The sequence below is a fragment of the Flavobacterium sp. genome, from assembly GCF_031363805.1.
Classification (GTDB): Bacteria; Bacteroidota; Bacteroidia; order Flavobacteriales; family Flavobacteriaceae; genus Flavobacterium.
The window spans coordinates 1-1,758 of the sequence record NZ_JANLVD010000177.1 but is presented as its reverse complement, the minus strand read 5'-3'; the positions used below and the strand labels follow the sequence as shown (position 1 = coordinate 1,758).

Genomic DNA, 1,758 nt, shown 5'->3' with positions numbered 1-1,758 from the left:
AAATGGCAAATTTCTTGGCGCTTTTTTATTGCTAATAATTGCCATAATCCCAACCTTAATTTATGTAAAAGTAATTTATGATTTTGGTTTGCCTGAAGGCAATATAGATCTTGGAAGTACTCTAGGATCCTATTTTGGATTACTATTTTTAATGGCTTCCTACACTGCCATAGGTGTTTTTACATCCACACTTTCAGACAACCAAATTGTGGCTTTTATTCTTTCTGTATTGTTGTGTTTTTTATTTTACTTTGGATTTCAGGGTATTTCAAACTATCCTGTACTGGGAAATTTTGGCAACACAATCAATTCATTAGGTATGGATTATCACTATAAAAGTATGAGTCGCGGTGTGCTGGATACGCGAGATATTTTATATTTTGTGAGTATTACCGTTTTATTCTTATCATGTACAGTTTACAAACTAAAATCGTATAAATTATAATGAGAAATAATAAAAACATTAAAAGTTTACTACTCATAGTTGTTGCTATAATCGCGATTAATATTATTGGAAATTATATTTTTCACCGATTTGATTTAACACACGACAAACGATATACTTTGTCTCAAACATCCATACAAATATTAAAAAATGCCAAGGAACCTTTGTATATTGATGTGTTTTTGGAAGGGAATTTTCCAACCGAATTCAAACGTTTGCAAAGTGAAACCAAGCAAATTCTAGAAGAATTTAAGGCTTACAATCCAAATATTATTTATCAGTTTGTGAATCCTTTAGAAAATCCAAAAGAAGCCGATAAAATAATGGATTCTTTTATTCAACGCGGATTAATTCCTGTAAAAATAACCGTGGACGATAAAGGAAAGCAATCGCAAGAAACAGTTTTTCCTTGGGCAATTGCGACTTACAAAGACAAAAGCACCAAATTGGCTTTACTGAAAAATAAAATGGGTGCCTCAACTGAACAAAAAGTAGTTAATTCTGTACAACACTTAGAATATGCCTTTACCGATGCTTTTCAGAAAATTACAACTCAGAAAAAGAAAAAAATTGCCATTATTAAAGGTAAAAAAGAATTGCCTGATGCTTTTAAAGCTGATTTTTTAAAAACCATTAGCGAAAATTATTTTTTGGCCGCTTTCCCGCTAGATTCTGCAAAAGTTGATCCTGTAAAAATTTCGTTGGCTTTAAAAAATTTCGATTTGGCTATTATTGCCAAACCAAAAGAGGCATTTACAGATCAAGAAAAACAAGTATTGGATCAGTTTATAATGAATGGCGGAAAAACCTTGTGGCTCATTGATGCGGTAGCTATTGAAATGAGTGATTTAAATAAAACTGGCTCAAGTTTTGCTTTTCCAGTAGATTTGGGATTGAACGATATGTTTTTCAAATATGGATTCAGAATAAATTCAAATTTGGTAAAAGATATTTATTGCGCACCAATTGCGCTGGCTTCAGGTCAAAAAGGAAACGAAACACAGTATCAAAAATATCCTTGGTATTTTTCTCCTTATATTTTCCCTGAAAGCAAACATCCCATTGTGAATAATATTGATGGCGTGAAACTTGAATTTGGAAATGGTATTGATACTTTAAAAAACAATATCAAAAAAACGATATTACTACAATCATCGCCAAATTCAAAAAAAGTAGGAACTCCAGTCGAAATTAATTTGAAATTGGTAAACGAAAAACCAAATATCGAAGAATATATTCCGGGAAATATTCCAATGAGTATACTTTTGGAAGGTAAATTTTCGTCTGTTTATGAAAATAGGGTTTTGGCTTTT

At 31.3% G+C, this 1,758-nt stretch carries 1 protein-coding gene and 1 pseudogene; both read left to right on the top strand.

From position 1 onward, the window contains the following. A pseudogene (locus tag RMN92_RS10050) lies at positions 1-445 on the top strand (gliding motility-associated ABC transporter permease subunit GldF); the annotation flags it as partial. Further along, the coding region (gene gldG / locus RMN92_RS10045; RefSeq protein ID WP_309609317.1) for a gliding motility-associated ABC transporter substrate-binding protein GldG at positions 445-1,758 on the top strand (1,314 nt) is incomplete at its 3' end. The pseudogene RMN92_RS10050 and the gene gldG, both read left to right, overlap by 1 nt.